Source organism: Streptomyces sp. NPDC040589 (assembly GCF_055594445.1).
The window spans coordinates 160586-187162 of the sequence record NZ_JBVIWP010000011.1 but is presented as its reverse complement, the minus strand read 5'-3'; the positions used below and the strand labels follow the sequence as shown (position 1 = coordinate 187162).

General features: G+C 69.7%; 20 protein-coding genes. 9 read left to right on the top strand and 11 right to left on the bottom strand.

Annotation, left to right across the window (positions count from 1 at the left end; all coding sequences use genetic code 11):
* Positions 1–22: 22 nt before the first annotated feature.
* The 4 genes from prcB to arc form a co-directional block, all read right to left on the bottom strand.
* Positions 23–868: a proteasome subunit beta gene (gene prcB, locus ACZ58V_RS35710; protein WP_189726578.1), complete on the bottom strand. Its 846-nt coding sequence runs from the start codon at positions 866–868 to the stop codon at positions 23–25.
* A gap of 302 nt (positions 869–1170) precedes the next feature.
* A complete protein-coding gene (locus tag ACZ58V_RS35705; protein ID WP_019757212.1) occupies positions 1171–1389 on the bottom strand; it encodes a ubiquitin-like protein Pup in 219 nt (72 codons plus the stop codon).
* A gap of 178 nt (positions 1390–1567) precedes the next feature.
* Positions 1568–3079 carry a depupylase/deamidase Dop gene (gene dop, locus ACZ58V_RS35700; RefSeq protein ID WP_344985039.1) on the bottom strand — a complete coding sequence of 504 codons (1512 nt, stop codon included), beginning with the start codon at positions 3077–3079 and terminating at the stop codon, positions 1568–1570.
* Positions 3080–3313: 234 nt separating this feature from the next.
* Positions 3314–5080 carry a proteasome ATPase gene (gene arc / locus ACZ58V_RS35695; protein ID WP_189726579.1) on the bottom strand — a complete coding sequence of 589 codons (1767 nt, stop codon included), beginning with the start codon at positions 5078–5080 and terminating at the stop codon, positions 3314–3316.
* Between the two features lie 246 nt (positions 5081–5326).
* Here arc and ACZ58V_RS35690 point away from each other — a divergent pair, with 246 nt between their 5' ends.
* Positions 5327–5632: a ferredoxin gene (locus ACZ58V_RS35690; protein WP_215122495.1), complete on the top strand. Its 306-nt coding sequence runs from the start codon at positions 5327–5329 to the stop codon at positions 5630–5632.
* Positions 5633–5691: 59 nt separating this feature from the next.
* Here ACZ58V_RS35690 and ACZ58V_RS35685 read toward each other — a convergent pair whose 3' ends face one another.
* The 3 genes from ACZ58V_RS35685 to ACZ58V_RS35675 all read right to left on the bottom strand — a co-directional run bounded on the left by ACZ58V_RS35685 (position 5692) and on the right by ACZ58V_RS35675 (position 9192).
* On the bottom strand, positions 5692–6270 hold the full coding sequence (locus tag ACZ58V_RS35685; RefSeq protein WP_468197372.1) for a hypothetical protein: 579 nt from the start codon (positions 6268–6270) through the stop codon (positions 5692–5694).
* 359 nt (positions 6271–6629) lie between these two features.
* Complete coding sequence (locus ACZ58V_RS35680) at positions 6630–7532, bottom strand: tRNA (adenine-N1)-methyltransferase (RefSeq protein WP_033311897.1); 903 nt, start codon at positions 7530–7532, stop codon at positions 6630–6632.
* 40 nt (positions 7533–7572) lie between these two features.
* Positions 7573–9192, bottom strand: a complete 1620-nt coding sequence (locus ACZ58V_RS35675) for a site-2 protease family protein (RefSeq protein WP_471295308.1) — start codon at positions 9190–9192, stop codon at positions 7573–7575.
* A 198-nt stretch (positions 9193–9390) separates the two neighbouring features.
* Between ACZ58V_RS35675 and ACZ58V_RS35670 the strand changes: the two genes are divergently transcribed.
* Positions 9391–10377 carry a RecB family exonuclease gene (locus ACZ58V_RS35670; protein ID WP_471295305.1) on the top strand — a complete coding sequence of 329 codons (987 nt, stop codon included), beginning with the start codon at positions 9391–9393 and terminating at the stop codon, positions 10375–10377.
* Between the two features lie 14 nt (positions 10378–10391).
* Positions 10392–11063: a response regulator gene (locus tag ACZ58V_RS35665; protein ID WP_103782216.1), complete on the top strand. Its 672-nt coding sequence runs from the start codon at positions 10392–10394 to the stop codon at positions 11061–11063.
* Positions 11064–11123: 60 nt separating this feature from the next.
* Here ACZ58V_RS35665 and ACZ58V_RS35660 read toward each other — a convergent pair whose 3' ends face one another.
* The 4 genes from ACZ58V_RS35660 to metH form a co-directional block, all read right to left on the bottom strand.
* Positions 11124–12707 carry an ABC transporter substrate-binding protein gene (locus tag ACZ58V_RS35660; protein WP_468197365.1) on the bottom strand — a complete coding sequence of 528 codons (1584 nt, stop codon included), beginning with the start codon at positions 12705–12707 and terminating at the stop codon, positions 11124–11126.
* Between the two features lie 108 nt (positions 12708–12815).
* Positions 12816–14420 (bottom strand): ABC transporter substrate-binding protein, encoded by a 1605-nt coding sequence (locus ACZ58V_RS35655; protein WP_468197362.1) that lies wholly within the window; start codon positions 14418–14420, stop codon positions 12816–12818.
* 409 nt (positions 14421–14829) lie between these two features.
* Positions 14830–15531: an HAD family hydrolase gene (locus tag ACZ58V_RS35650; RefSeq protein ID WP_359896625.1), complete on the bottom strand. Its 702-nt coding sequence runs from the start codon at positions 15529–15531 to the stop codon at positions 14830–14832.
* A gap of 126 nt (positions 15532–15657) precedes the next feature.
* A complete protein-coding gene (metH, locus tag ACZ58V_RS35645) occupies positions 15658–19173 on the bottom strand; it encodes a methionine synthase (RefSeq protein WP_468197359.1) in 3516 nt (1171 codons plus the stop codon).
* Positions 19174–19477: 304 nt separating this feature from the next.
* On the opposite strand from metH, the gene ACZ58V_RS35640 reads away from it, so the two are divergent.
* The 6 genes from ACZ58V_RS35640 (at position 19478) to ACZ58V_RS35615 (ending at position 26555) form a co-directional block, all read left to right on the top strand.
* Positions 19478–20251, top strand: a complete 774-nt coding sequence (locus ACZ58V_RS35640; protein ID WP_189726589.1) for an IclR family transcriptional regulator — start codon at positions 19478–19480, stop codon at positions 20249–20251.
* A 265-nt stretch (positions 20252–20516) separates the two neighbouring features.
* Entirely contained in the window at positions 20517–21311 is a 795-nt protein-coding gene (locus ACZ58V_RS35635; protein WP_471295302.1) for an MIP/aquaporin family protein, read from the top strand.
* A gap of 107 nt (positions 21312–21418) precedes the next feature.
* Positions 21419–22957: a glycerol kinase GlpK gene (glpK, locus tag ACZ58V_RS35630; RefSeq protein ID WP_391106906.1), complete on the top strand. Its 1539-nt coding sequence runs from the start codon at positions 21419–21421 to the stop codon at positions 22955–22957.
* Between the two features lie 8 nt (positions 22958–22965).
* The gene (locus ACZ58V_RS35625) at positions 22966–24582 is read left to right on the top strand and encodes a glycerol-3-phosphate dehydrogenase/oxidase (RefSeq protein ID WP_468197354.1); all 1617 of its coding nucleotides are present in this window, start codon (positions 22966–22968) and stop codon (positions 24580–24582) included.
* 121 nt (positions 24583–24703) lie between these two features.
* On the top strand, positions 24704–25375 hold the full coding sequence (locus tag ACZ58V_RS35620; protein WP_468197351.1) for a FadR/GntR family transcriptional regulator: 672 nt from the start codon (positions 24704–24706) through the stop codon (positions 25373–25375).
* A 157-nt stretch (positions 25376–25532) separates the two neighbouring features.
* On the top strand, positions 25533–26555 hold the full coding sequence (locus tag ACZ58V_RS35615) for a PAC2 family protein (RefSeq protein WP_468197348.1): 1023 nt from the start codon (positions 25533–25535) through the stop codon (positions 26553–26555).
* The last annotated feature ends 22 nt before the right edge of the window (positions 26556–26577 follow it).

Here is a 26577-nt window from a genome sequence, read left to right as displayed (position 1 = left end):
CTTGACAAGAAACGGCCGCTGTCTAGAGCAGCGCGGCCCGCGGGCCGTCCGGCTGCTCGAGGCGCCGCGCCAGGATCGAGCGGGCGATCTCGGAGGATTCCTCCTCGGTGAGCCGGCGGAAGCCGTCCTCGGTGATCACGGTGACGATCGGGTAGATCCGGCGGGCGACGTCGGGACCGCCTGTCGCCGAGTCGTCGTCGGCCGCGTCGTACAGGGCCTGGACCACCAGGGTGGTGGCCTCTTCCTCGCTCAGGTCGTCACGGAAGAGCTTCTTCATGGCGCCACGCGCGAAGATCGAGCCCGAGCCGGTGGCCGCGAAGTTCGTCTCCTCGGAGCGGCCGCCCGTCACGTCGTACGAGAAGATCCGGCCCCGGTCGCGGCCCACGTCGTACCCCGCGAACAGCGGCACCACGGCCAGGCCCTGCATGGCCATGCCGAGGTTGGAGCGGATCATCGTCGACAGCCGGTTCGCCTTGCCCTCCAGGGACAGCTGCGCGCCCTCGACCTTCTCGAAGTGCTCCAGCTCCAGCTGGAACAGCTTCACCATCTCCACGGCCAGACCCGCCGTACCGGCGATGCCCACCGCGGAGTACTCGTCGGCCGGGAAGACCTTCTCGATGTCCCGCTGCGCGATGACGTTGCCCATCGTCGCCCGGCGGTCACCGGCCAGCACGACGCCCCCGGGGAACGTCACGGCGACGATCGTGGTCCCGTGCGGCGCCTCGATCACGCCCTGGGTGGGAGGCAGTTGCCGGTTGCCGGGCAGGATCTCCGGCTGGTGCTCGGACAGGAAGTCCATGAAGGAGGAGGACCCTGGCGTCAGGAAGGCAGCTGGTAGACGCCCGGTGCTACGAGTGTTGGCTTCCACGCGATTCCTTCCACGTATGCGACAGCCCGCCCTGTGACGTCGGGCCGATCCCTTGGAACAACCCCGGTCCGGTTGCGACCGGGGGCACGACATGCCTCGGACCCTACCCGTCCTTCGGCGGTGATCCACATGTCCGGCGGGACCAACTCCACCGGATCGACGCCGCACTTGCCGGACGCCGGCGACGCCCGGAGCGCCGCACACGAAGGCATCACGTCACTCACTGCCCCGCGCACAGCGCTCCGCGCCCCACCCGTCCGTCACCCAGACCCGCTCACCTTCGGAATGAAGGCAAAGGCGCCTTACTGGCCACCCTTTTGAACGAAGGAGCGCACGAAGTCCTCGGCGTTCTCCTCGAGGACGTCGTCGATCTCGTCCAGGACCGAGTCCACGTCGTCGCTCAGTTTCTCCTGACGCTCCTTGAGGTCCTCGGAAGCCTGCGTCTCCGCCGCCTGCTCCTCGACCTCCTCGGTGGACCGGGTGGCCTTCTGCTGTCCGCCGCCGGTGTCCTTGGTCGCCATATCCCTCACCCCGCTCGGTTCGCCCGACACAGTTGCTCGGTCAAGATCAGACCCTACTCGCCGGGTCTGACAATGGCCCCGCAGTTGCTCCAACGTACGGGGACCACCTCGATGATTCCCGGACCCGGGATTTTCCACCCTGTCCGGCCGCCTCCTCCCGGGTACCCACGGAACGCGATCATCCGCCGGACAGGACCCTGACCAGGTCTTCCGCCGTGCGGCAGCGGTCCAGGAGCTCCTTGACGTGATTACGCGTTCCGCGAAGCGGTTCCAGGGTTGGAACGCGCTGCAGGGAGTCGCGGCCCGGCAGGTCGAAGATCACCGAGTCCCAGGAGGCCGCCGCGACGTCGTCGGCGTACTGCTCCAGGCAGCGACCGCGGAAGTACGCGCGAGTGTCCTCAGGCGGCGCCGTACGGGCCCGCTCGATGTCCGCCTCGGTCAGCAGCCGCTTCATGCGCCCACGGGCCACCAGACGGTTGTACAGGCCCTTCTCGGGCCGCACGTCGGCGTACTGGAGGTCCACCAGGTGCAGGCGCGCCGCGTCCCAGTCGAGGCTGTCCCGGCGCCGGTAGCCCTCCATGAGCTCCCGCTTGGCGACCCAGTCCAGCTCGCCGGCCAGACTCATCGGGTCGTGCTCCAGTCGGGTGAGGGTGTCCTCCCACCGCGACAGGACGTCCTTGGTCTGGTCGTCGGCGTCGGCCCCGAACCGCTCCTCCACGTACTTGCGCGCGAGCTCGTAGTACTCCATCTGCAGCTGGACCGCGGTGAGCGTTCGGCCGCTACGGAGCGTGACCAGGCGCTTGAGCGACGGGTCGTGCGAGACCTGGTGCAGCGTACGGACAGGCTGGTCGACGGCGAGGTCCACCGCGATGAAGCCGTCCTCGATCATCGACAGGACGAGAGCCGTCGTACCCAGCTTCAGATACGTCGAGATCTCCGACAGGTTCGCGTCGCCGATGATCACATGCAGGCGGCGGTACTTCTCGGCGTCCGCGTGCGGCTCGTCGCGGGTGTTGATGATCGGGCGCTTGAGCGTCGTCTCGAGGCCGACCTCCACCTCGAAGTAGTCGGCCCGCTGACTGAGCTGGAAGCCGTGCTCGTGCCCGTCCTGGCCGATGCCGACGCGGCCCGCCCCGGTGAAGACCTGACGGGAGACGAAGAACGGCGTCAGATGGCGCACGATGTCCGAGAAGGGGGTCTCCCGCTTCATCAGGTAGTTCTCGTGCGTGCCGTAGGACGCGCCCTTGTTGTCGGTGTTGTTCTTGTACAGGTGGATCGGCTGGGCACCGGGCAGCTGTGCGGCCCGCTCCGCGGCCTCGGCCATGATCCGCTCGCCGGCCTTGTCCCAGAGGACGGCGTCCCGGGGGTTGGTCACCTCGGGGGCGCTGTACTCGGGGTGCGCGTGGTCGACGTAGAGCCGCGCACCGTTGGTGAGGATCACGTTGGCCAGGCCGATGTCCTCGTCGGTGAGCTGGCTGGAGTCGGCGGCCTCGCGGGCGAGGTCGAAGCCTCGCGCGTCCCGCAGCGGGTTCTCCTCCTCGAAGTCCCAGCGAGCCCGGCGGGCCCGGTGCATCGCAGCCGCGTAGGCGTTCACGATCTGGGACGAGGTGAGCATGGCATTGGCGTTGGGGTGGCCGGGGACGGAGATCCCGTACTCCGTCTCGATGCCCATTACTCGCCGTACGGTCATGCGGCCCTCCTTGCCCGGCGGCACCCTCGGTCGTGGGCGCCACTCAGATACCGCTGGCGCTCGGTTGCGTGTGCGGTGCCCGTCCCCGCACTGCGCGACTCGGCGGTACGGAAGAGCCTAGAACGCCTTTGCGCTGGTGGGGAGATCATTTGCGTCATTGCGTTGCTCCAGCCGTGGCCTGAAAAACAGTCGGCTGCGGGTACCCGCCGAGGGCACCCGCAGCCGCCCTGCCTTTTACAGGTACTGACCGGTGTTCGCCACCGTGTCGATGGAGCGTCCGGTGTCCGCGCCCTGCTTTCCGGTGATGAGCGTACGGATGTACACGATCCGCTCGCCCTTCTTTCCGGAGATCCGGGCCCAGTCGTCCGGGTTGGTGGTGTTGGGCAGGTCCTCGTTCTCCTTGAACTCGTCCACGCAGGCCTGGAGGAGGTGGGAGACGCGGAGACCCTTCTGGTTCTTCTCGAGGAAGTCCTTGATCGCCATCTTCTTGGCACGGCCCACGATGTTCTCGATCATGGCGCCGGAATTGAAGTCCTTGAAGTAGAGGACTTCCTTGTCACCATTGGCGTAGGTGACCTCCAGGAAGCGGTTCTCCTCGGACTCGGCGTACATCTGTTCCACGGCCGTCTGGATCATGCTCTGGACCGTGGACGCCTTGGAGTCTCCGTGCTCGGCGAGGTCGTCGCCGTGCAGCGGGAGGCGCTCGGTGAGGTACTTGCCGAAGATGTCCTTGGCCGCCTCGGCGTCCGGACGCTCGATCTTGATCTTCACGTCGAGCCGGCCGGGCCGCAGGATGGCGGGGTCGATCATGTCCTCACGGTTGGAGGCGCCGATCACGACCACGTTCTGCAGGCCCTCCACGCCGTCGATCTCGGCGAGCAGCTGCGGGACGATGGTGTTCTCCACGTCCGAGCTGACACCGGAGCCACGGGTACGGAAGAGGGACTCCATCTCGTCGAAGAAGACGATGACGGGGGTGCCCTCGCTGGCCTTCTCACGGGCCCGCTGGAAGACGAGGCGGATCTGCCGCTCCGTCTCACCGACGTACTTGTTCAGGAGCTCGGGGCCCTTGATGTTGAGGAAGAAGCTCTTGCCCTGGGCCTGGCCGGTCACCTCGGCGACCTTCTTGGCCAGTGAGTTGGCCACGGCCTTGGCGATCAGGGTCTTTCCGCAGCCGGGGGGCCCGTACAGCAGGACGCCCTTCGGCGGCCGCAGTTCGTGCTCCTTGAACAGGTCCGGGTAGAGATACGGGAGCTCGACCGCGTCGCGGATGGCCTCGATCTGGCCGCCGAGACCGCCGATCTGCTCGTAGCCGATGTCGGGGACCTCTTCGAGGACGAGCTCCTCGACCTCGCTCTTCGGCACGACCTCGTAGACGTAGCCGGAGCGCGGTTCGAGCAGGAGGGCGTCGCCGGGGCGGATGGTGACGTCCAGCAGCGGCTCGGCGAGCCGCACCACCCGCTCCTCGTCGGTGTGCCCGAGCACCAGGGCCCGCTCGCCGTCCTCGAGGATCTCCTTGAGGGTGACGATGTCTCCGACGCTCTCGTACTCCATGGCCTCGACCACGTTGAGCGCTTCGTTGAGCATCAATTCCTGGCCGCGCCGGAGCTCGTCGAGCTCGACGCTGGGGCTGACGTTCACCCTGAGCTTGCGGCCACCGGTGAAGATGTCGGCGGTGCCGTCCTCGTTCGCCTGCAGAAAGACCCCGAAGCCGGCCGGCGGCTGCGCGAGCCGGTCGACCTCCTCTTTGAGGGCCACAATCTGGTCACGGGCCTCACGGAGCGTGTTGGCGAGCCGCTCGTTCTGCGCGGACACGCCGGCCAGATTGGTCTGCAGCTCGACGATCCGCTCTTCGAGAATCCTCGTGTGCCGCGGAGAGTCGGCGAGCTTGCGTCGCAGGACGGCGATCTCCTGCTCAAGGTAAGCGATCTGCCCGGCCGGGTCGTCGGACCCGCGTCCCGGGCGGATGCCGCGGTTCATGTCGTCGTCGTGGGCTGCCACGGTCCTCACCTCCTCCAAGGGGAGCTGGACGCTTCCAGACCCTACCTGGGCGGGTGTCGATTGAAACCCCTAGATCACAAAGACGGTCGGGGTGTGTCCGATCTTCACCCTTGCGCTCTCCCTCACGCCAGGGGAATACCCACCGAACATGAATGGAACCCAGCCGGAGGTAGGGTCGAAGCGTTCAACACCCGTCAGAGCTGGCCGGATTCCCGATACGGCTCGACGCATGAAACGGCAGGAGACATGAGCGTGCAGCAGGAGGCCGGTGTCGACGGCGAGGCTCTGGAGGTCTGGATCGACCAGGACCTGTGTACCGGCGACGGCATCTGCGCCCAGTACGCGCCCGAGGTGTTCGAGCTGGACATCGACGGTCTGGCCTATGTCAAGAGCGCCGACGACGAGCTGCTCCAGGACAAGGGCGCCACAACGCCCGTACCGCTGCCGCTTCTCACGGACGTGGTCGACTCCGCGAAGGAGTGCCCGGGCGAGTGCATCCACGTACGTCGAGTTTCGGACAGGGCCGAGGTCTACGGTCCGGACGCGGAGTGACTCCTTCCGTACACTCCGTCACTCCTGTCTGATATCTCACACGCGGGGGCGCGGGCGCCTCACACGCTGCGGGCGCCGGACGGTGTCGAGCGGACGAACGCGCCGTTCTGCCAACGCCATTTCACGTCGCTCTTCACGTCGGGGCAGCAACGCGGCACGTCGGCCGACGAGTAGCCGAAGAGCGTGGCCGTGACGGCGCCCTGACGTACGGCGAAGTCACTGACGGTGTTGCCGTCCTTGGGGTCGAGCAGGGTCGCCACCACGCGCGGCTTGCCGCCGTCGCCGTCCCGGGTGAGGACGTAGACGCCGTCCGGCGGGGTGCCCATCGGGGAGTCGCAGTGGACCACGGCCACCGTCTCGGGGAAGCCGTCGCCGTCGAGGTCTCCGGAAGCCCGCTTCTTCACCACGGCCTTCACCGGGCCGCACTCGATCGGGAACGTCACCGCGGCCGGGTCGGGCGGGGCGACGGCCGCCGGAGCGCTTCTGGTCTCGGGGGCGGCCGCCTGGGCCGCCGTCGCCGCACCCGGCTGCAGGAACGAGGAGAGGGCCACGACGCCGGCGACGGCCGTGGCCGTGGCGAGCCAGTGGATGGGGCGGGTGTGGGTGTGGGCGAGCTCCGGGACGGCGGAAGGCTGCACTAGGAGTGTCTCCTGAGGGCTGTGCCGGTGGGTTGGCCAAGGGGGGATGGCCAAGATGGTGCCACACGTCACACCACCTGGGAACGGCGGGGTGTGCACGTCCTGTGCCGGGGAAGTCAGGAGAGTTACGGTTCCTGCCGCTGTGTCAGCGGGCCCGCCCGCGGCACGGGCCGCTGCCGCCGCGCATCGCGTCGGCGGGGCCGGCCGCGATAGTGATCTGTCAGGTCAACCGATGAGCATCATGGTTCACCCGCGACGGCGCCGTCAGGGGCAACGGAAAGGCGCCGTGGCGGAGTTCCCGGAGTGGATCAGGGAACTCCGCCACGGCGCCTGTGCGTTGTGTGCGGCGGCGCGTCGCCTCAGCGGCCGCTGCCGCCGTCGGCGTTGGGTCCGGCGTAGTCCTCGCCGTAGGCGCCCTTTGCGGGGCGGCGGCGGCGCATGGGCGGCTCGACGCCGTCGGCGAGGCGGCGGGCGGTGAGCAGGAAGCCGGTGTGGCCGATCATCCGGTGGTCCGGGCGGACGGCCAGGCCCTCGATGTGCCAGTTGCGGATCATCGACTCCCAGGCGCTCGGCTCGTTGAAGCAGCCGATCTCGCGGATGGACTCGACGGTCCGGGCGAGCTGGGTGGTGGTCGCCACGTAGCAGCACAGGATGCCGCCGGGGACGAGCGCCTTGGAGACGGCCTCCAGGCACTCCCAGGGGGCGAGCATGTCGAGGATGACGCGGTCCACGTCGGCGTCGGACAGGTTGTCCTGGAGGTCACCCACGGTGAGCTGCCAGGCGGGGTGCGGGCCGCCGAAGTAGCGCTCGACGTTCGCCTGGGCGATCTCGGCGAAGTCCGCACGGCGCTCGTAGCTGTGCAGCATGCCCTGGTCGCCGATGGCGCGCAGCAGGAAGCTGCTGAGCGAGCCGGAGCCCACGCCGGCCTCGACGACGCGCGCGCCGGGGAAGATGTCGGCGAAGGCGAGGATCTGCCCCGCGTCCTTCGGGTAGACGACGGCTGCCCCGCGGGGCATGGACAGGACGTAGTCGGGGAGCAGGGGGCGCAGCGCGAGGTAGGCGACGTTCCCGGTGGTGCGGACAACGCTGCCCTCGGGAGCGCCGATCAGTTCGTCGTGGGGGAAGGAACCCTTGTGGGTGTGGAAGTTCTTCCCGGCCTCGAGCGTGAACGTGTAGTGGCGGCCCTTGGGGTCGGTCAGCTGTACCTGGTCCCCGACCTTGAAGGGCCCGCGCCTGCGGGCGGCACCGGTCGGTTCGGACATGTGAACAGCCTACCGGTCCCCGGAGGGGGCTCCGACCACTTCAGCTCGGCCTTGCCATGGCCTTCACGAAGGCCCGCTCCACGTCGGCCGCCGACAGGACACCGTAGATCTCGCCGGTCTCCTCGACGACGAGGTACTCGGTGGCGGGCGTCGCCCTGAGGGCGTCGAGCAGTTCCTCCCCCGACAGTTCCGCCGAGACGCGCATGCCGTCGGTGAGGTCCTGGGCGAGGCCGCTGACCGCGACCCAGGGGCGGCGGTGTTCGGGTACGCCGACGATCGCGGCCTCGCGGACCAGCGAGAGGGGTTTGCCGTCGGCGTCGACGACGACCAGGGCGCGGGCGCCGGCGGTGTTGGCGCGGCGCAGGGCCTCCGAGAGCGGGGTGTGGGTCTCGACGGGGACCGCGCGGCGGGTGAGCGCACGGGCGCGCAGCTCGGGGAGGTGCTCGCGCAGCCGGGCCATGCGCAGGCTGTTGCCGGCGCCGGTCCAGATGATCGCGGCGAGGATGGCGGCGAGCAGGGCGTCCAGGACGGTGTCCAGGCCGACGTTGTCGACGGCGTCGGAGCCGAGGGCGCCGGAATGGGTCAGCAGCGGCAGGCCGATGAGGACCGAGACGGCGAGGACGCGGCCGACCCAGGCGGCGGCGACGGTGCCGGCCATCGGCTTGCCGGTGATCTTCCAGACGACGGCGCGGAGCATACGGCCGCCGTCGAGGGGCAGGCCGGGCAGGAGGTTGAACGCGGCCACGATGAGGTTGGAGATCATCAGGCCGGCCAGCAGGACGCCCGGGACGGTGCCGGGGTCCACGGTCTGCATGGCGAGGTAGAAGACGCCCGAGAGCAGGAGGGAGAGCAGGGGCCCGACGAAGGCGAGCACGAACTCGCGGCCGGGGGTCTCGGCCTCCTTCTCGATCTCGGAGACGCCGCCGAAGAACTGGAGCTGGATGCGGCGGACCGGGAGCTTGAAGCGGAGGGCGGCGACGGTGTGGGCCAGTTCGTGGACGAGCACGGAGGCATAGAAGGCGACCGCGAAGAACAGGGAGACCAGGTACCGGGCGGCGCCGAGCTCGGGCAGGACGCGCTCCAGCTGCCCGCCGAACACCCAGGTGATCAGCGCCGCGACGAGGAACCAGCTGGGCGCGACGTACACGGGCACCCCGAAGGGCCGTCCCATGAGCAGACCGCCCCGGGGCTCCGGAGGCCGCTGGGGAGCGGGGCCCTTGCCGTCGGCGGAGTGGGCGAAGGGGCGGTCGCCGGGGCCGGGCGCGGCGGGCTCGGTGCGGCTGTTCGGGTCAGGGGTGGAGGGCTGCTGCCGGTGGTCCGGGGCGCCGGGGTCCGGGGCCGGGGCCTCACCGGGGTTCTGGCCGGTCGCGGAGTCTCCCGTCGGGCCGGGCTTGCGCAACGACGGACGGTCTCCTTCGGCCGCGCCGGAGTCCTGGTCCGCTGTGGAGTCGTCCTCGGGCCGGGCCGGCCCGGCCGGCGGTGTCGCCGCGGGTCCTGCCTCCGGGGCGTCGTCGTGCTGCTCGGAGGGGAAACGCCGTCCGTCCGTGGGCTGTTCGTCGGCGGCGGTCGGGTCGGTGGCCCGGGCCGGAGCCCCTGCGTGGCGCTCGGCCGACTCGTCGTTGCCGGACCGCGGCTGCCCGCGCCCGCCGCTCTCGTCCACCGGTGTCCCCTCGTTCGAAGCGTCTCCCGCACCTGCCGGCCGGGAGGGTCTCGAGTCGATGGTATGCGTCCGTCGGGGCGCGTTCCGCCCCGGCACCCCTGTGTTTCCCGTCCGTCCCGTCCCTTCCCGGCTCCCGGCGTCGTACACGGCGCGACCGCGGGCGGGTCACTGTCAGTGGCGGGCCGTATGGTCTGGGGCATGGAGACGAGCACCGAGGGCGCGCCACAGCCCGACAGCAGCCCTGCCGCGGCGGTGGATCCGCCGGTCCCGGCAGGGTCCGTGGAGGCGGTCATCGAGACGGCGGTGGAGACGGCGACCGTGACGGCGCCCACCGCCATACCGCCCTCGACGCTCTCCCCCTCGCGTGCGAGCGACTTCATGCAGTGCCCGCTGCTCTACCGCTTCCGGGTCATCGACAGGCTGCCGGAGAAGCCCAGCGAGGCGGCGACCAGGGGCACGCTGGTGCACGCGGTCCTGGAGCGGCTCTTCGACGCCCCGGCGGCCGAGCGCACCGCGCCGCGGGCGAAGTCGCTGATCCCCGGCCAGTGGGACCGGCTGCGCGAGTCGCGGCCGGAGGTCGTGGAACTGTTCGCCGACGATCCGCAGGGCGAGCGGCTGGCGCGCTGGCTGGGCGAGGCGGAGCGGCTCGTGGAGCGCTGGTTCTCCCTGGAGGACCCCAGCCGGCTGGAGCCGGCCGAGCGGGAGCTGTTCGTCGAGACCGAGCTGGACTCGGGGCTGCGGCTGCGCGGGATCATCGACCGGGTCGACGTGGCCCCCACGGGTGAGGTCCGGATCGTCGACTACAAGACGGGGAAGGCTCCCAGGCCCGAGTACTCCGAGGGCGCCCTGTTCCAGATGAAGTTCTACGCCCTCGTGGTCTGGCGGCTGAAGAACGTGGTGCCGCGGCGGCTCCAGCTGGTGTATCTGGGCAGCGGTCAGGTGGTGACGTACGACCCGGTCCTCGCCGACCTGGAGCGGGTCGAGCGCAAGCTGCTGGCGTTGTGGGAGGCGATCCGGCTGGCGACGGAGACGGGTGACTGGCGGCCGCGCCCCACGAAGCTGTGCGGCTGGTGCGACCACCAGGCCCACTGCCCGGAGTTCGGCGGTACTCCCCCGCCCTATCCGTTGCCGGTGAGGGCGGCGGAGTCCGGCGGGCCCGCGCAGGGCAGAATGGGGCCGGACTAGCTAAGGAGACTTACGTGGCCATCCGTGTCCTACTGGTCGACGACCAGCCGCTGCTCCGCACGGGCTTCCGGATGATTCTGGAGGCCGAGCAGGACATCGCGGTCGTCGGCGAGGCCGGAGACGGCCTCCAGGCGCTCGACCAGGTGCGGGCCCTGCAGCCCGACGTGGTCCTGATGGACATCCGCATGCCGCGGATGGACGGTGTGGAGGCGACCCGGCAGATCACGGGCCCCGAGCGGGACGGCCCGGCGAAGGTGCTGGTACTGACCACTTTCGACCTCGACGAGTACGTGGTGGAGGCGCTGCGGGCCGGTGCCAGCGGCTTCCTGCTGAAGGACGCCCCGGCCAACGAGCTGGTGCAGGCGATCCGGGTCGTGGCCGCGGGCGAGGCGATGCTCGCGCCGAGCATCACGCGCCGGCTGCTCGACAAGTACGCCACGCATCTGCCCTCCGGTGAGGAGCCGGTGCCGGACACGCTGCACACGCTCACCGACCGCGAGGTCGAGGTGCTGAAGCTGGTGGCGCGCGGACTGTCCAACGCCGAGATCGCCGCCGACCTGTTCGTCAGCGAGACCACCGTCAAGACGCACGTCGGGCACGTGCTGACCAAGCTGGGCCTGCGCGACCGTGTGCAGGCGGCGGTGTACGCGTACGAGAGCGGGCTGGTGCGCCCCGGCGCGCAGTGACGCCGGCAACGTGAAGGGCGCCCCCTGCCGAGGCAGAGGGCGCCCTTTCACACGTGTGCGTCACGCGTCCTTGCTCAGCTCCCAGAAGCGGAACACGGTCGACGCGTCGAGGCAGTACTCCAGGCCGTAGACACCTTCGCGCGCGACCGCGTACTGCTTGGCCTGCCACACGGGCAGGACGGGGAGCTCGTCGGCGACGATGTCCTGCAGCTCCCCGAACTCCTTGTCGGTGGCGGCGCGGTTGGTCAGGGCGGCGGTGCTCGGGATGAGCGTGCCGGTGATGGTGTCGTTGTCGTAGTTGTTGCCCAGCACGTTGCCCTTGCCGAAGAAGGGGGCGGTGAAGTTGTCGGCGTCCGGGTAGTCGGGCACCCAGCCCTTCACGTAGACGCCGTACTTGCCGGCCGCGATGTCCTTCTCGTACTGGGCGAAGGAGACCGACTTGACGTCCGCGTCGAACAGGCCGCTGGCGTTGAGCTGGCCGGCGATGGCCGTCAACTCCTGGTCGGTGGCGGGGCCGTAGCGGGACGGGGTCGACCAGAGGGTCAGCTTCACCTTGCCGGTGATGCCGTCGGCACGCAGCGCGTCGGCCGCCTTGGACCGGGAGGGGCGGGCGCCGTAGGTGTCGAAGAAGGCCGTGTTGTGGCCGGCGACACCGGCCGGGATGATCGAGTACAGCGGGGTCGCCGTGCCCTGGTAGACGTCCCTGATGAGGGCTTCGCGGTCGAGCAGGTGGGCGATGGCCTTGCGTACGCCGAGCTTTCCGGCGACGGGGTCGTCCATGTTGAACACCAGGTGCTGGACCTCGGCGCTGCTGCCCTCGACGACCTCGGTGCCGGTGCCGTCGTCGGCCTTCTCCATGTCGGCGATGTCGCCCGCGGTGAGGCCGCGGTAGGCGATGTCGACTTCTTCGTTCCCGATGGCCTGCTTCAGGGCGGTCTGGTCGCCGTCGAAGAACTTCAGGGTCACGCCGGTGTTGCTCACCTTGGCGGTGCCCTTGTAGTTCTCGTTGACGGAGAAGACGGCCTGGCCGTCGTCGAACGAGTCGAGCTTGTAGGGGCCGGAGCCGACGGCCTCGCCGTCCTTGCGCAGCTTGCCCGCGTCGTACTCGTTGTGGTCGACGATGGAGCCGGCGCCGGAGGCGATCTTGCTGGGGAAGGTGGCGTCGGACGTGTTGAGGTGGAAGACGACCGTGGCCTCGTCCGGGGTCTCCACCTCGTCCAGCGTGGGGAACATGATCGCGGGCCCGTCGGGGTCGTTGATCTTCAGCATCCGCTCGAAGGAGAACTTGACGTCCTCCGAGGTGAGGGCGTCGCCGTTGCTGAACTTGAGGCCGTCCTTCAGCGTGCACCGGTAGACCGAGCTCTGCGTGTCGGTGAAGGCGCAGCTCTCGGCGGCCTCGGGCTGCGGTTCCGTGGCGCCCTTGGGGAAGCTGAGCAGCGACTGGAAGACGTTGTTGAACAACAGCCAGGAGCCGGGGTCGTAGCCGGAGGCCGGGTCGGTGGCCAGGACGTCGTCAGACATCCCCACCACCACGTTGGAGCCCTCACCCGCGGAGTCCCCGCTCTCCGTGCCGCAGCCGGTCAGCAGGCCGGAGGCGAGCCCCGCCACGATCGGCAGGACCGGCCACTGGTTGCGTATGTTCACGTGTGTGCCTTGTCGTCGGTTCTCGAGAACACCCGGAGCATGTCCCTGGCTCCGGGGCACGGCTCCCCGGGGGCCGCGGTCACAGGCCCCGGGGTTCCAGCGGGTACGTCAGCCGCTCACGCCCCGGCCGAGCTCCCACAACTGGAGCGTCGACGCGGAGTTGAGCGCGTAGGCGGTACCCGTGATGTCGTCGCGCGCGGCGACGTACTGCTTGCCCTGCCACAGCGGCAGCACCGGCACGTCGGAGGCGACGATATCCTGAATGTCCGTCAGGCTGGTGGAGGCGGACAACCGGTCCGCCTCGCGGCGGGACTCCGGGATCAGGGTGTTGCGGATCTGGCTGTTGTCGTACGGCGAGCCAAGGGTGTTGTCCCTGTCGAGGAACGGCGCGAGGAAGTTGTCGGCGTCCGGGAAGTCGGGGAACCAGCCCATACCGTAGACGTCGTACTCACCCTTCTTCTCGGCCGGGCGGAACGTGTCCCACGGCGTTCCCTTGATACCTACGTCGAACAGGCCGCTGGAGTTCAGCTGGTCGCGCAGGACCTCGAACTCCTTCTTGGTGGCCGGGCCGTAGTGGTCGGTCGTGTAGTGCAGCGTCAGCTTCACCGGCGTGGTGATGTTCGCCTGGTTGAGCAGGGAGCGGGCCTTGGTGACGTTGGCGTCGCCGTACTTGTTGAAGAACGAGTTGGAGTGGCCCGTGACGCTGGCCGGGACCAGCGAGTACAGCGGCTCGGCCTGGGAGCCGTAGACCTTGGAGACCAGCGCGCTGCGGTTGACGACCTGGGCCATCGCCTGGCGCACGGCCTTGGACTCGACGGTCGGGGCGTCCGTGTTGAAGCCCAGGTAGCGGATCTCCAGGCCGGGCATCTCGACGAGGTCGATGCCGGTGTCCGCGTCGCCCGAGAGCTTGCGGATCTGGTCCGGCGACATGGTGCGGGTCATCAGGTCGATGTCGCCCTTGTCGATCGCCTCGCCCATGGCGTCGGTGTCCTTGAAGGAGACCATGTCGATCTTGTCGTTGTTCACCTTCAGGCTCCCCTTGTAGTCGGGGTTCCGGGTGAACTCGGCCCGGACCAGCTCGTCGTTCTCGACGTCGGCCTTGAGGGTGTACGGGCCGGAGCCTTCGAGGTCGAAGCCGTCGCGCAGCCCGTTCTTCGGGTAGTCGTCGGGGTCGACGATGCCGGCGACCGGGGTCGACAGCTTGTACGGGAAGGTGGCGTCGGCGTTCTTCAGGTGGAAGACGACGTCGCGGTCGCCCTGCGTCTCGACGGTGTCGATGGTGGACAGCAGCGCGAACACGCCGCTGTCGGCCTTGAGGGAGCGGGCGCGGTCGATGGAGTACTTCACGTCGGACGCGGTGACGGGGTCGCCGTTCGCGAACTTCAGGCCGTCGCGCAGGGTGCAGGCGTAGCGCTCGTTGCCGGTGTCGGTGAAGCCGCACCTCTCGGCCGCCTCCGGCACCGGGTCGCCCTCGCCGCGCGGCTGGATCATCAGGGTCTGCACGGTCTGGCGCAGGATGTTCCAGGTGCCGACGTCGTAGGCGTACGCCGGGTCGAGGGGTGCGGGGGCGTCCTTCGAGGCGGTGAACCGGTCCGTGGTGCCGACGACGATCGCGCCGCCGTCGTCGCTCCCGCTGTCGGACCCGCCGCAAGCGGCGAGCACCGGCGCGAGCAGGCCGATCACGGCCGGCAGCACCAAAGTCTTGCGGTTCATGCTCGAGTTTCTCCAGAGCTGTCGACTCCGTGTACCCGGCATGCAGGGGTGGCGCAGCGGATCACGGGGGGTGGGGCGATGTTCTCGCAACGAGATTAGTCCGGGCTGGCAGGAAGGTTCGCAGCGACCGGAGTTGAGCCCTCATCACGCTGCGGAACCGGGCGTGGACACACCGAAAACCCGATGGCGGAAGCTTTGGTACAGCGTTCCACCAATCGGGACACAAGGGCACGTCAACAGCCCCCCAGGGCACATGCCGAATCCGCTGTCGACCCCTGACCGCGTGGGGAACGTCACACCGCAAACGGGTTCCGGAGTACGGTAATTCGACCGTCCGGAGATCGCCCGGAGAGGGTCGAATTCATCTGCGAAATTACCGCCTTAACTCCGCCGCACGCTGGGTGAACGGCTAGCGCATTTCCGTCATCAGCCCGTGCAGAAATGTCAGGTCGACCTCTTCGAGGGAGGTGACGACCGTACGGCGGAGGGCCGGGGTGATGGGGGCCACGGAGGGCACCGCCACGACGTGGCAGCCCGCGGCCTCGGCGGCGGCGACCCCGGTCGCGGTGTCCTCGATGACGGCGCACCGGGCCGGATCCGCGCCGAGTCCGGCGGCGGCCGCCAGGTACGGGTCGGGGTGGGGCTTGGTGCGCGGCACCTCGTCACCGGCCACCGTCAGACGGAAGTGGTGCGCGCCCAGCGAGGTCAGCACCCGGTCGATGATGCGCCGGTGCGAGGCGGAGACCAGGGCCGTCGGGATCTCGTACTCGTACAGCTCGGCCAGCAGCCGGCCGGCGCCGGGCATCAGCGGCAGGGCGCGGTCGATGCGGTCCTCGAAGCCGTCGTTGAGCAGCACGGTGAGCTCGTCGAGGGTGATGTCTGCGCCGGTGGCCTCGATCAGGAAGCCCGCGCTGCGGGTCATGGGGCCGCCGACCACGACATGGCGCCAGGACTCGTCGAGCGTGTGGCCGAGGGAGGCGAAGACCTCCGCCTCGACGTCCCACCAGAAGCCCTCCGTGTCCACCAGAGTGCCGTCCATGTCGAGGAGCACCGCCTGCAGGGCGGAGCCCTCGGCCGTGCGGGTTCCGAGCGCGGGGACCGTACTGGTCATCCACGTACCTCCTTGAGGGACGTTCAGGCCGGTTCCCACGAGGGGAACCGGCCTGCGGTGGACCGACCAGTCTACGTCGTGCGCGGACGAAGCGCCTCTTTTGGCCCGTGTGCCCGGTGGGGCGGCTCAGCGGGCGTTGAAGTACTTCGCTTCCGGGTGGTGGATCACGATGGCGTCCGTGGACTGCTCGGGGTGCAGCTGGAACTCCTCGGACAGGTGGACGCCGATGCGCTCCGGCTGGAGCAGGTCGGCGATCTTGGCGCGGTCCTCCAGATTGGGGCAGGCGCCGTAGCCGAGGGAGAAGCGGGCGCCCCGGTACTTCAGCTCGAACATGCCCTGCATCTCGTCCGGGTCCTCGCCGGCGTAGCCGAGTTCGGAACGCACGCGCGCGTGCCAGTACTCGGCGAGCGCCTCGGCCAACTGCACGGACAGCCCGTGCAGTTCGAGGTAGTCGCGATAGGCGTTGGCCTCGAACATCCGGGCGGTCTCCTCGCCGATGCGCGAGCCGACGGTGACGACCTGGAGGCCCACGACGTCCGTCTCGCCGGACTCCTCCGGGCGGAAGAAGTCGGCCAGGCACAGGCGACGGCCCCGGCGCTGGCGCGGGAAGGTGAAGCGGGTGCGCTCGTTGCCCCGCTCGTCCAGAAGGATCAGGTCGTCGTCCTTGGAGACGCACGGGAAGTAGCCGTAGACGACGGCCGCCTCCAGCAGGTTCTCCGTCTGGAGCCGGTCCAGCAGGCCGCGCAGCCGGGGCCGGCCCTCGGTCTCGACGAGCTCCTCGTACGACGGGCCGTCTCCGGCGCGGTTCTGCTTCAGGCCCCACTGGCCCTTGAACAGGGCGCCCTCGTCGAGCCAGCTCGCGTACTCCTTGAGCTGGATGCCCTTGATCACGCGCGTGCCCTGGAAGGGCGGCTCGGGGACGGGGTTGTCGGTGGCGACGTCGGAGCGGACGTGCCCCTCCTCAAGGCGCTCCTCGACCACGGCCTGGGCGGTGGCCCGGACGCGGCGCTGCTTCAGCTCGGGCAGCTTCGCTCCCGGCACGCCCCGCTTGACGCCGATCAGGGCGTCCATCAGGCGCAGGCCCTCGAAGGCGTCGCGGGCGTAGCGGACCTCGCCCTCGTAGATCTCGTGCAGATCCTGCTCGACGTAGGCCCGGGTGAGGGCGGCGCCGCCGAGGATGACCGGGAAGTTCGCCGCCAGTCCGCGCTGGTTCAGCTCCTCCAGGTTCTCCTTCATGATCACGGTGGACTTGACCAGGAGTCCGGACATGCCGATGACATCGGCCCTGTGCTCCTCGGCGGCGTCCAGGATCGCGGAGACCGGCTGCTTGATGCCGAGGTTGACGACGTTGTAGCCGTTGTTGGACAGGATGATGTCGACGAGGTTCTTGCCGATGTCGTGCACGTCGCCGCGGACGGTGGCCAGGACGATGGTGCCCTTGCCGGCCTCGTCGGTCTTCTCCATGTGCGGTTCGAGGTGGGCGACGGCCGTCTTCATCACCTCTGCGGACTGGAGGACGAACGGCAGCTGCATCTGGCCGGAGCCGAAAAGCTCACCGACGACCTTCATGCCGTCCAGCAGGGTCGCGTTGACGATGTCGAGGGCGGAGCGCTCCTGGAGGGCGTCGTCCAGGTCGGCCTCCAGGCCGTTGCGCTCGCCGTCGATGATGCGCCGCTTCAGGCGCTCGTCCAGCGGCAGGGCGGCCAGTTCCTCGGCCTTGCCGGCCTTGAGGGACTTGGCGGTGGCGCCCTCGAACAGCTGCATGAGCTTCTGGAGCGGGTCGTAGCCCTCGGCGCGGCGGTCGTAGATCAGGTCGAGGGCCGTTCCGACCTCTTCCTCGCTGAAGCGGGCGATCGGGAGGATCTTGCTGGCGTGCACGATCGCCGAGTCCAGGCCCGCCTTGACGCACTCCTCGAGGAAGACGGAGTTGAGCAGGATGCGGGCGGCCGGGTTGAGGCCGAAGGAGATGTTGGACAGGCCGAGCGTGGTCTGCACCTTCGGGTGGCGCCGCTTCAGCTCGCGGATGCCCTCGATGGTGGCGATGCCGTCCTTGCGGGACTCCTCCTGGCCGGTGCAGATGGTGAAGGTCAGGCAGTCGACGAGGATGTCCTCCTCGTGGATGCCCCAGTTCCCGGTCAGGTCGTCGATGAGCCGTTCGGCGATCTCGACCTTCTTCTCGGCGGTGCGGGCCTGGCCCTCCTCGTCGATGGTCAGCGCGATGAGGGCGGCGCCGTGCTCCTTGGCGAGCTGGGTGACCTTGGCGAAGCGGGACTCGGGGCCGTCGCCGTCCTCGTAGTTCACCGAGTTGATCACCGCGCGGCCGCCGAGCTTCTCCAGGCCGGCCTGGATGACGTCGATCTCGGTGGAGTCCAGCACGATCGGCAGGGTGGAGGCGGTGGCGAAGCGGCCGGCCAGTTCCTCCATGTCGGCGGCGCCGTCCCGGCCGACGTAGTCGACGCACAGGTCGAGCATGTGCGCGCCTTCGCGGATCTGCTCCCTGGCGATCTCCACGCAGTCGTCCCAGCGGGCGTCCAGCATGGCCTCGCGGAACTTCTTCGAGCCGTTGGCGTTGGTGCGCTCGCCGATGGCCAGGTAGGAGGTGTCCTGCCGGAACGGCACGCTCTGGTAGAGGGAGGCGGCACCCGGCTCGGGCTGCGGGCTGCGCTCGCTCGGGGTGACGTCCCGGACGCGCTCCACCAGCTGGCGCAGGTGCTCGGGGGTGGTGCCGCAGCAGCCGCCGACCAGGGACAGGCCGTAGTCCTGGACGAAGTTCTGCTGGGCGTCGGCCAGGCCCTCGGCGTCGAGCGGGAAGTGGGCGCCGTCCTTGGTCAGGATCGGCAGGCCGGCGTTCGGCATGCACAGCAGCGGGATGCGCGAGTGGCGCGTCAGATAGCGCAGGTGCTCGCTCATCTCGGCGGGGCCGGTGGAGCAGTTCAGGCCGATCATGTCGATGCCGAGGGGCTCCAGCGCGGTCAGCGCCGCGCCGATCTCGGAGCCGAGCAGCATGGTGCCGGTGGTCTCGAAGGCCATCGAGCAGAGCAGGGGCACGTCGACGCCGGTGGCCTCCATGGCCCGGCGGGCGCCCAGGATGGACGCCTTCGTCTGGAGCAGGTCCTGCGTGGTCTCCACGAGCAGCGCGTCCGCGCCGCCGGCGAGCATGCCCTCGGCGTTGGCCTGGTAGCCGTCGCGGATGGTGGCGTACGCGACGTGGCCGAGCGTGGGCAGCTTGGTGCCGGGGCCGACGGAGCCGAGCACCCAGCGCGGCCGGCCGTCCCGGGCGGCGTACTCGTCGGCCACCTCGCGGGCGATCCGGGCACCCGCCTCGGACAGCTCGTGCACGCGGTCGGAGATCTCGTACTCCGCCGCGGCCGTGTGGTTGGCGCCGAAGGTGTTGGTCTCGACGCAGTCCACGCCCACCGCGAAGTACGCGTCGTGGACCGAACGGACGATGTCCGGCCGCGTCAGGTTCAGGATCTCGTTGCAGCCTTCGAGATTCTCGAAGTCCTCGAGCGTGGGGTCCTGCGCCTGGAGCATGGTGCCCATGGCTCCGTCGGCCACCACCACACGGGTGGCCAAGGCCTCTCGGAGCGCGGACACACGGGTCCGGCTGTCTGCGGAAGGGGTCAGCGGCAACGAGGCCATGTAAAGGGCTCCCTCGGATGCGACGGCTGTCGGCTTTGCGGCTTCCCGGACATCCGGAGGGCATCCGGGGAACGGCGCACCGCGCCAGCGTAACCGGGAGTCGGCTTGGATGGGCAGCGCGTCCACGACGCGGACGCCGATGGCGGCGGGGCGGCCGTCGGGCGTCCGATGAACCCTCTGTGACGCAACAAATGGCGTCCGGGCATTAGCGAGAGGTCGGCAACGACCGGTAGTGTTCGACATTGCCGAACGAGGGCTGCGGCGGCGCTTGTCGGCGGTCGAAGGGGACGGAGGCAGTACGGCGATGGCACGGAACATCCAGTCGCTCGAACGGGCGGCCGCGATGCTGCGGCTGCTCGGGGGCGGCGAGCGACGGCTCGGCCTGTCGGACATCGCCTCGTCGCTGGGCCTGGCCAAAGGCACCGCCCACGGCATCCTGCGCACCCTCCAGCAGGAGGGTTTCGTGGAGCAGGACGACGCCTCCGGGCGCTATCAGCTGGGCGCGGAGCTGCTGCGCCTGGGCACCACCTACCTCGATGTGCACGAACTGCGGGCGCGCGCCCTGGTGTGGGCCGACGACCTGGCCCGCTCCAGCGGCGAGAGCGTCTATCTGGGCGTCCTGCACCAGCAGGGCGTACTGATCGTGCACCACGTCTTCCGGCCCGACGACAGCCGGCAGGTCCTGGAGATCGGGGCCATGCAGCCGCTGCACTCCACGGCCCTGGGCAAGGTGCTGTCCGCCTACGACCCGGTGGCGCACAGCGAGGCCCTGGAGAACGACCGCAAGGCGTTCACCGACCGGACCGTGTGCGAGCCGGAGGACTTCGAGCACATCCTCGACCTCACGCGCGCGCGTGGCTACGCGGCGGACGTCGAGGAGACCTGGGAGGGAGTCGCCTCCCTCGCCGCGCCCATCCACGACCGGCGGCGCATGCCCGTCGGCTCGGTCGGCATCACCGGCGCCGTGGAGCGGCTGTGCCGGTCCGACGAGGAGGGCGCGGTGCGGCCGGAGCTGATCGCGGCCGTGCGGGACTGCGCCCGCGCGGTGTCGCGGGACCTGGGCGCCGGGCGGTTCTGACGGTACACAGCGGGACCGGGGCGTCGTACGGCGTTCCGGTCCTCGGCATGTCCGCGGCCCTGGGCATCGGAGATCCACGGGATGGGCAGCGATCAGTAACGATCGTGTTTTCGACAACAGAGCTCTTGACGTGCTCGTAACCCCGAAGCAAGACTCCCGTCCATCGGTCGACATTGTCGAACAGCTACCGGCAATACGCGCTAGAGTGGGACAACGCCAGGCCGGTATCGAACTTCCCCCTGGACGAAGGACAAAGGAGTCGCGGGTGTCCAGCTCCGACATCTTCATCGGCGAGACCATCGGTACCGCCATACTCATCCTCCTCGGCGGCGGAGTCTGCGCCGCCGTCACACTGAAGGCCTCCAAGGCCCGTAACGCCGGCTGGCTCGCCATCACCTTCGGGTGGGGCTTCGCGGTGCTCACGGCGGTCTACACCACGGCGCCGCTGTCCGGCGCCCATCTCAACCCGGCCGTGACGCTCGCGCTCGCCATCAAGGACGGCGACTGGAAGAACGTCCCGGTCTACTGGGCCGGACAGATCCTCGGCGCCATGATCGGCGCGGGCCTGGTCTGGATCGCCTACTACGGTCAGTTCCACGCCCACCTCACCGACCGCGAGATCGTCGGCGGTCCGGGTGCGCAGGACACCGCCGCCAAGGCCGTCGAGGCCCAGGAGCAGGGCGCCGGCCCCGTGCTGGGCGTCTTCTCCACCGGGCCCGAGGTCCGGGTGGCCTGGCAGAACCTTGCCACGGAGATCATCGGCACGGTCGTGCTGGTGCTCGCCATCCTCACGCAGGGCCTGAACGACAAGGGCAACGGCCTGGGCACCCTGGGTGCCCTGATCACCGCGCTCGTGGTGGTCTCGATCGGTCTGTCTCTCGGCGGCCCGACGGGGTATGCGATCAACCCGGCCCGTGACCTCGGTCCGCGTATCGTGCACGCCCTGCTGCCGCTGCCCAACAAGGGCGGCTCCGACTGGGGCTACGCCTGGATCCCGGTGGCCGGTCCGCTCATCGGCGGGGCCATCGCCGCAGGCATCTACAACGTCGCATTCGCTTAGGAGCGGTCTTTCTCGCGCAGGAGCGGCAGTCTTTCCCGCGCCTCGCGAAACTCTCAGCACGCGCCGTACGTAAAGCCCCACACACACGGAACTTCCAGGAGCACACAGTGACCGACGCGCACACCGCCGGCCCCTTCATCGCCGCCATCGACCAGGGCACGACCTCCTCCCGCTGCATCGTCTTCGACCGCGACGGCCGGATCGTCTCCGTCGACCAGAAGGAGCACGAGCAGATCTTCCCGAAGCCGGGCTGGGTCGAGCACAACGCCACCGAGATCTGGACCAACGTCCAGGAGGTCGTCGCCGGGGCCGTCGCGAAGGCCGGCATCACCCGCGACGACATCAAGGCCATCGGCATCACCAACCAGCGCGAGACCACTCTGCTCTGGGACAAGAACACCGGTGAGCCCGTCCACAACGCCATCGTCTGGCAGGACACCCGCACCGACGCCCTCTGCAAGGAGCTCGGCCGCAACGTCGGCCAGGACCGCTTCCGCCGCGAGACCGGCCTTCCGCTGGCCTCGTACTTCGCCGGCCCCAAGGCCCGCTGGCTGCTCGACAACGTCGAGGGCCTGCGCGAGCGCGCCGAGGCGGGCGACATCCTCTTCGGCACCATGGACAGCTGGGTCATCTGGAACCTGACCGGCGGTGTCAACGGCGGCAAGCACGTCACCGACGTGACCAACGCGTCCCGCACCATGCTGATGAACCTGCACACCATGCAGTGGGACGAGAAGATCGCCGAGTCCATCGGCGTCCCGCTGGCCATGCTGCCCGAGATCCGCTCCTCCGCCGAGGTCTACGGCGCGATCACCGGCGGCAAGCTCGGTGACCTGCTCGGCGGCATCCCGGTCGCCTCCGCGCTCGGCGACCAGCAGGCGGCCCTGTTCGGCCAGACCTGTTTCGCCGAGGGCGAGGCCAAGTCGACGTACGGCACCGGCACCTTCCTGCTGATGAACACCGGTGAGAAGCCGGTCAACTCGTACAACGGGCTGCTGACCACGGTCGGCTACCGGATCGGCGACGAGAAGGCGGTCTACGCCCTGGAGGGCTCGATCGCCGTCACCGGTTCGCTGGTGCAGTGGATGCGCGACCAGATGGGCCTGATCTCCACCGCCGCCGAGATCGAGACGCTCGCGCTCTCGGTCGAGGACAACGGCGGCGCCTACTTCGTGCCGGCCTTCTCCGGTCTGTTCGCCCCGTACTGGCGCTCCGACGCCCGCGGTGTGATCGCCGGCCTCACCCGGTATGTCACCAAGGCGCACCTCGCACGCGCCGTCCTGGAGGCCACGGCCTGGCAGACCCGTGAGATCACCGACGCCATGACGAAGGACTCCGGCGTCGAGCTCGCGGCGATCAAGGTCGACGGCGGCATGACCTCCAACAACCTGCTGATGCAGACGCTCTCGGACTTCGCGGACGCCCCCGTGGTGCGCCCGATGGTCGCCGAGACCACCTGCCTCGGCGCCGCCTACGCCGCCGGCCTCGCCGTCGGCTTCTGGAACAGCACCGACGACCTGCGCGCCAACTGGCGCCGGGCCGCCGAGTGGACCCCCCGCATGGACGCGGAGCACCGCGACCGTGAGTACAAGAGCTGGCTCAAGGCCGTCGAGCGGACCATGGGCTGGCTCGAGGACGAGGAGTAAGAAACAGCATGACCACTCAGTCCACCCTGCAGTCCGTACCTGCCCTGGGGACGCACCCGGCCTCCGGCTCGAACCCGAGCCGAGCCGAGACCAGGGAGCAGCTCGCCAAGGCGTCGTACGACCTTCTCGTGATCGGCGGCGGCATCCTGGGCATCTCCACCGCCTGGCACGCCGCGCAGTCCGGCCTCAGGGTGGCTCTGGTCGACGCCGGCGACTTCGCCGGTGCCACGTCGTCCGCCTCCTCCAAGCTGCTCCACGGCGGTCTGCGCTACCTGCAGACCGGCGCGGTGAAGCTGGTGGCGGAGAACCACTTCGAGCGCCGTGCGGTCTCCCGCCAGGTGGCCCCCCACCTGGCGAACCCGCTCACGTTCTACCTGCCCGTGTACAAGGGCGGGCCGCACGGCGCGGCGAAGCTCGGAGCGGGCGTCTTCGCCTACTCCGCGCTCTCCGCCTTCGGTGACGGCGTCGGACATCTGCTCTCCCCGGCCAAGGCCGCGCAGGACGTACCGGAGCTGCGCACCGAGAACCTCAAGGCCGTGGCCGTGTACGGCGACGACCAGATGAACGACGCGCGCATGGCGCTGATGACGGTCCGCGGCGCCGTGGAGGCGGGCGCGGTCGTCCTCAACCACGCCGAGGTGACGGGCCTGCGCTTCACCCAGGGCCGCGTCACGGGCGCCGAGCTGAAGGACCGCCTGTCCGGCGACGAGTTCGGCGTCAGCGCCCGGCTGGTGCTGAACGCGACCGGCCCGTGGGTCGACCACCTGCGCCGCATGGAGGACGCGAACGCCGCGCCGTCCATCCGGCTGTCGAAGGGCGCGCACCTGGTCCTGAAGCGCACCTCTCCCTGGAAGGCCGCGCTCGCCACCCCGATCGACAAGTACCGCATCACCTTCGCCCTCCCCTGGGAGGACATGCTGCTGCTCGGCACCACCGACGAGGAGTTCGAGGGCGACCCGGCGGATGTCTCGGTCACCGAGAAGGACATATCCCAGATCCTCGACGAGGCCGCCTTCTCCGTCCGCGACCAGCAGCTGAGCCGCGACCTCATCACCTACTCCTTCGCGGGCCTGCGGGTGCTGCCGGGCGGCCCCGGCGACACCTCCAAGGCCAAGCGGGAGACGGTCGTCACCGAGGGCCGGGGCGGCATGCTGTCCGTCGCGGGCGGCAAGTGGACCACCTTCCGGCACATCGGCCGCACGATCATGAAGAAGCTGGAGTCGCTGCCGGGCCACCCGCTGGGCGACGACTTCGAGCCGATCAGCTCGCTGCCGAAGAAGCTGCCGCTGCCCGGCATCGCCAATCCGCGCGCGGTCGCCCACCGGCTGCTCACCGACCGCCCGGCGCCCGGCCCGCGCATGGGAGCCGACACCGCCAAGCACCTGGCCACGCACTACGGCTCGCTGGCGTTCGACATCGCCCGCATCGCCAACGAAAGCCCGGAGCTCGCCGAGCGCGTGCACCCGGACGCCCCGGAGATCTGGGCGCAGGTCGCCTGGGCCCGGGACCACGAGTGGGCCGAGACGCAGGACGACGTGCTGCGCCGCCGGACGACGCTCACGATCCGCGGCCTGGCCACGGACGAGGTCCGCGCCAAGGTCCAGGATCTGCTCGACAAGAAGTAGGCCGAATTCTCGACCCGTACCCGAGGGGGCGGCTCCACGCCGACGGAGCCGCCCCCTCCGCGTGTCCGTCCCCGCATAATGACGTGATACGTCGGAGGTCTTAAGCGACAGGAGGCCGGCCATGGCAGTCACCGACGAGGCGATCGAGAAGATCAAGGGAATGATCGTCTCCGGCGCGCTGCGCCCGGGCGACCGGCTGCCCAAGGAGAGCGAACTCGCCGCCGACCTCGGCCTGTCCCGCAACTCCCTGCGGGAGGCCGTCCGCGCGCTGTCCCTCATCCGCATCCTGGACGTCCGGCAGGGCGACGGCACCTACGTGACGAGCCTCGACCCGCAACTCCTCCTGGAGGCGATGAGCTTCGTCGTGGACTTCCACCGCGACGACACGGTCCTGGAGTTCCTGGCCGTACGCCGCATCCTGGAGCCGGCCGCGACGGCCATGGCGGCGCTGCGGATCAGCGAGCAGCAGCTGGACGCGCTCACGGCCCAGCTGGACAAGCTCGGCGAAGCCCCGTCCGTGGAGGACCTCGTCGCCTGCGACCTGGAGTTCCACCGGGGCATCGTGCACAGCTCGGGCAACTCCGTGCTCTGCTCACTGCTCGACGGGCTGTCGGGCCCCACCACCCGGGCGCGGATCTGGCGCGGCCTCACCCAGGAGGACGCCGTCGGCCGCACCCTGCGCGAGCACCGGGCGATCCTCGCGGCCCTGCGCGACCGGGACGCCGAGGCGGCACGCTCGTGGGCGACCGTGCACATCGCGAGCGTGGAGCAGTGGCTGCGCTCCACGCTGTGACCGGAGCCTCACGGACAGCTCGGATGAATCCGGGGTGTTCAGGGGCGGATCACGGGGCAGTGATGGGGTCACTCCCCCTGCGAGGGGGCTGCGGGCGCCCCCTTGGCACGCCGTAAGGTTGGGGCGTTCGCGAGGGTACGTCGGAAGGAGGCACTGGGTGATCGAGCTCGAGGGGGTTCCCGAGCTGGTCGACCCGGTCATGGTGGCCGCGTTCGAGGGCTGGAACGATGCCGGCGACGCCGCCTCCACCGCGGTCGCTCATCTCGACAGGGAATGGAAGGGCGAGGTGTTCGCGGCGCTGGACGCCGAGGACTACTACGACTTCCAGGTGAACCGTCCCACGGTGTTCATGGAAGCGGGCGTCCGCAAGATCACCTGGCCGACGACACGGCTGTCGGTGGTCCGGGTCGGCGGGGACAAGCCCCGCGATCTCGTCCTCGTCCGGGGCATCGAACCGTCCATGCGGTGGCGCTCGTTCTGCAACGAACTGCTGGGCTTCGCGCACGAACTGGGCGTGGAACTGGTGGTCGTCCTGGGCGCCCTGCTCGGGGACACCCCGCACACCCGTCCGGTTCCGATCAGCGGGACGACGTCCGACGCGGACCTGGCCCGCCGGATGGACCTGGAGGAGACCAAGTACGAGGGCCCCACGGGCATCGTGGGCGTCCTCCAGGAGGCGTGCACACACGCGGGCGTGCCGGCCGTCTCGCTGTGGGCGGCGGTGCCGCACTACGTCTCGCAGCCGCCGAACCCGAAGGCCACGCTGGCTCTCCTGAACCGCCTGGAGGACCTGATCGACGTGCGCATCCCGCTGGGCGAGCTGCCCGAGGACGCGCGCGCCTGGCAGGTGGGCGTGGACCAGCTGGCCGCCGAGGACAGCGAGGTCGCCGAGTACGTCCAGTCGCTGGAGGAGGCCCGGGACACCGCCGAGCTGCCGGAGGCCTCGGGCGAGGCCATCGCGCGCGAGTTCGAGCGCTATCTGAGACGCCGGGACGGCGGCGGACCGACCGCCTCCGGCGGACACGCGACGGCGGACGGCAGCGACAGCACGTCGTATCTGCGGGACAGCCCCAGCGGCCGTACGCGACCGCCGAAGCCGCCCAAGCCGGGCACGGACGACGAGGAGTCGTCGGCCCAGCCCAAGCCGGGCACGGACGACGAGGAGTCGTCGGAGGACTGAGGCACGTAGTCACAGCAGAAGG

Bases quoted from the DNA above. Each gene is read 5' to 3' on its own strand.
- ACZ58V_RS35705 (WP_019757212.1), bottom strand. From the start codon at position 1,389: ATGGCGACCAAGGACACCGGCGGCGGACAGCAGAAGGCCACCCGGTCC.
- ACZ58V_RS35625 (WP_468197354.1), top strand. From the start codon at position 22,966: ATGACCACTCAGTCCACCCTGCAGTCCGTACCTGCCCTGGGGACGCAC.
- metH (WP_468197359.1), bottom strand. From the start codon at position 19,173: ATGGCCTCGTTGCCGCTGACCCCTTCCGCAGACAGCCGGACCCGTGTG.
- dop (WP_344985039.1), bottom strand. From the start codon at position 3,079: ATGACCGTACGGCGAGTAATGGGCATCGAGACGGAGTACGGGATCTCC.
- ACZ58V_RS35670 (WP_471295305.1), top strand. From the start codon at position 9,391: ATGGAGACGAGCACCGAGGGCGCGCCACAGCCCGACAGCAGCCCTGCC.
- ACZ58V_RS35690 (WP_215122495.1), top strand. From the start codon at position 5,327: ATGAGCGTGCAGCAGGAGGCCGGTGTCGACGGCGAGGCTCTGGAGGTC.
- ACZ58V_RS35680 (WP_033311897.1), bottom strand. From the start codon at position 7,532: ATGTCCGAACCGACCGGTGCCGCCCGCAGGCGCGGGCCCTTCAAGGTC.
- ACZ58V_RS35620 (WP_468197351.1), top strand. From the start codon at position 24,704: ATGGCAGTCACCGACGAGGCGATCGAGAAGATCAAGGGAATGATCGTC.
- ACZ58V_RS35650 (WP_359896625.1), bottom strand. From the start codon at position 15,531: ATGACCAGTACGGTCCCCGCGCTCGGAACCCGCACGGCCGAGGGCTCC.
- ACZ58V_RS35640 (WP_189726589.1), top strand. From the start codon at position 19,478: ATGGCACGGAACATCCAGTCGCTCGAACGGGCGGCCGCGATGCTGCGG.
- ACZ58V_RS35655 (WP_468197362.1), bottom strand. From the start codon at position 14,420: ATGAACCGCAAGACTTTGGTGCTGCCGGCCGTGATCGGCCTGCTCGCG.